We start from the raw sequence: 3,060 nt of genomic DNA, 5'->3' as shown, positions 1-3,060 counted from the left end.
GGGCTGCGCTACGAGGCGGCGGGGACGGAGCCGGTGCTGTGGGTGGGGTCCCGCCGGGGCGTGCCGTATCTGCCCAAGAACGGGCTCCGGACCCGGGGCGCGGAGCCCGGACCGGTCCGGTTCGCGACCCTGGAGAACCTCAAGGCGGCCCTGTCCGGGGCCCCGGACGGGCCGGATCCCGAGGCCCCCGACCTGTGGTCCCTCACCGCCAAGGAGATCGGCTGGGGCTACTACCGGGAGCTGTTCACCGGACACCCCGACCGGACCGCGACGTCCTGGGACGACTTCGCCCGGACGTACGCCGAACTCCCCTGGGACGGCCCCGAGTCGCGCGAGCTGGTCCGCCGGTCGGTGCCGACGGCCGGCGACCGGCTGGACCTCGACACGCTGCGACAGCCGCTGACGGGGCGGCACTTCGCCTCGGAGCGGGCCCTGGGGGCGTGGATGCGCGGCCACGTGCGGGGGCTGGTCGACCGGGCCACCCGGCCCGTCCACAGCGCCTGGGCCGGGGCGGCGCGGTCCCTGTTCGAGGCGGGCAACCAGCTCGCCGAGCTGCTGGTGTCCGGCGGGGACGCGCTGGGCCCGCGCGCCGAGCGCGACATCGAGCGGATATCCGAGTTCAACAGCTTCTTCTCGTCCGGGCCGCCGCCGTTCCGGCTGGAGCAGCTCATGGCGCTGTCCGACGCCGGTCTGGTCCGCTTCCTCGGGGCCGGGCTGCGGATCCGCGCCGACGAGGGGGCGGGCGTCTTCGTCGCCGCGTCCGACTCGCTGGCGGACGGTTTCCGCAGCCGGTACCTCGTCGAGGCGCGCCTGGCCGCGCCGGACGCGCTCGGTGGCGAGGACCGGCTGCTGCGCGGCCTGATCGCCCGGGAGCGGGCGACGGCCCGCCGCCCGGAGGGCACGCGCAACGTCTCCCGACTGGTCGCCCGGGAGGGCGACTACCGGGTGACCGAACCGTCCGGGGAGCCGCACCCGCGCCGTTACGCGCTGGGCGCCTTCGCCACGGGGGGCAGCCTCGGCTCGTTCTCGGTGCCCGGGACGAACTCACCGTTCTTCCGGCAGAACGACGACGTGGGCCGCCGTCTGATACGGCAGCTCCGCGATCTGGCCGGGTAATACCGGATCGAATTCTTCCGCTTTTCCGCGGGATTTCGGCCGGGGCGGTACGCACCGCCCCGCCCGCATCTCCCCGTCACCTCTCCCCGTCATCGAGGCCGGGGCCCGCCCGGGGACTGTCCCGCCATCGCGTGTCCGGCGCCGATGGCGGGACGGTCCTCACTTCCGGGCGACTCCCTTGTACAGGCCGTACAGCACCTCCAGCACGCCCAGTGCCATTAATACGACACCGAGCTTGGTCAGGGTGACGACGGGCGTCTCTATGTCCCCGGTGAACTGCCAGAGCACCAGACCGATGACGAAGGTGATACCTCCACCGACCAGTGCCTTCATGGTTGGATTCATCTCATACCCTTCTGGCCCTTACGGGCCGACTTTCCTTTTTCGTACCTTGACCTCGAACGCGGCGGAAAGTGAGACTTCAGCCGCTCCGGGACGTACGATCGCCTCCGCACCCGACAGGCGGGAAACGCCTTCCCTTTCTTCCTTCACCCCGATTTCCTCGGCGTGAATCCTTTCCAGTCCTCCGCAGGAGACCTATATGGCGACGTTGCAGGAAATAGCCGACTGGTACCAGGAACGCGCGGGCCGGCACTGCGGCCACAGCGACTGGTTCGAGATCACCCAGCAGGACGTGAACGCCTTCGCCGACCTCACCCGCGACCGGCAGGAGATCCATGTGGACCCCGTCCGCGCCGCGGACGGGCCGTACGGGGCCCCGGTGGCCCACGGCTTCATGGTCCTGTCCCTGATCACCTTCCTGACCGACAGCCTGCTGGACCTGGAGTGGTCCGAGGTGGGGCTGAACCAGCGTCTGGACCGGGTGCGGTTCCGCGCCCCGGCCGTCGTGGGGTGCCGGGTGCGGGCCGGTGTGACCGTCGTCGGGGCCCGCACCCGGCCGCGGGACTACCTGGAGCTGGTGCTGTCCATCACCATCGAGACGGAGGACGGTGCCGTGGTGTGCACCGCGGAGCAGACCCGCCTCTACCGGGCGATGCCCGATGCCGCGTTGCCCCGCTTCCCGGTACTGGAGGAGGAACCGGCACCGGACGCCCACGTCTGACATCGTTGCCCCGCTCGCCGGCCGGCCGTCAGCCACCGTCGGGCAGTTCGTCCAGGAGGGCCCGCCTCGTCCCGACCTGTTCGGCGAACTGCCGCCACAACTCGGCGTTCCTGCGGGCGGTCTCCGCCACGACGCCGACCTGGTGCAGGGGCACCCGGTCGACGAAGTGCCGCCATTCCTGCGGGGAGATCAGCCGGGACTCGAACCATCGCAGGAAGTCGCGCCCTGCGTTGCTCAGGCGTAACGAGGGGTCCTTGCGCAGCTGTTCCAGCGCCTCGGCCGCGCTCTGCTGCGTACCGGACCGGCCGGGGCCCGCGGCACGGGCGCCGTCGGCCGGGGCGGCCGTCCGACGGGCGCCGCCGACCGGGACGACCGCCCGCTGCCGGGGCACCGCGTCGAGCGCCGCCGTCCGGGGCCGGCCGTCGGCGGCGGCCGTCATCGCCTTCCGCTGCCGCGGCGGCACGGGGTCCTCGCCGCGCTGGATCCGCGCCCGCACGTCCCAGGCCGTCGAGAGGGAGATCCCGGCCTGCTGCGCGACCTCCCGCAACGGGGTGTCCGGCCGCAGGCGGAACAGCTCATGGGCGCGCAGCMGGCCGGAGGCCCCGTCGAGCGGTCGCAGCCGTCCGTCCTTGCCGATCCGGGCGTTCGACTGCGCACGGTCCTCGGTCGAACGCTTCCGGATGCCCGCGACGGTCCTGGCCGCGAGGCCGACGGCCTCCGCGACGACCCGGTCCGACCACTGCGGATGGCTCTCCACGATGCGCTGCGCCGCCGCGGTGCGCTCGGTGACGGACAGCGGCAGGCCGTGCGTGACGTTCGCGTGGACGGCGAGGACGAACGCGTCCTTCTCGTCGCCCTCGAAGAACCGCACCGCCACCTCC

The 3,060-nt window shown here is 72.7% G+C and carries 3 protein-coding genes and 1 pseudogene; 2 read left to right on the top strand and 2 right to left on the bottom strand.

The features are described from left to right. A pseudogene (locus EAO76_RS45145) lies at positions 1 to 1,116 on the top strand (adenylate cyclase); the annotation flags it as partial. A 159-nt stretch (positions 1,117 to 1,275) separates the two neighbouring features. On the opposite strand, the gene EAO76_RS42585 reads toward EAO76_RS45145, so the two are convergent. Beyond that, entirely contained in the window at positions 1,276 to 1,449 is a 174-nt protein-coding gene (locus tag EAO76_RS42585) for a DUF5708 family protein (protein ID WP_262376234.1), read from the bottom strand. A 208-nt stretch (positions 1,450 to 1,657) separates the two neighbouring features. Here EAO76_RS42585 and EAO76_RS42580 point away from each other — a divergent pair, with 208 nt between their 5' ends. Continuing rightward, positions 1,658 to 2,179 (top strand): MaoC/PaaZ C-terminal domain-containing protein, encoded by a 522-nt coding sequence (locus tag EAO76_RS42580; RefSeq protein WP_148841574.1) that lies wholly within the window; start codon positions 1,658 to 1,660, stop codon positions 2,177 to 2,179. Positions 2,180 to 2,207: 28 nt separating this feature from the next. On the opposite strand, the gene EAO76_RS45140 is transcribed toward EAO76_RS42580, so the two are convergent. Further along, the coding region (locus tag EAO76_RS45140; RefSeq protein WP_187439042.1) for a transcriptional regulator at positions 2,208 to 3,060 on the bottom strand (853 nt) is incomplete at its 5' end.

This window comes from Streptomyces sp. sk2.1, assembly GCF_008120935.1.
Classification (GTDB): Bacteria; Actinomycetota; Actinomycetes; order Streptomycetales; family Streptomycetaceae; genus Streptomyces.
Note: the sequence above shows the minus strand (reverse complement) of the source record. Positions and strands in the feature narration are given on the sequence as shown.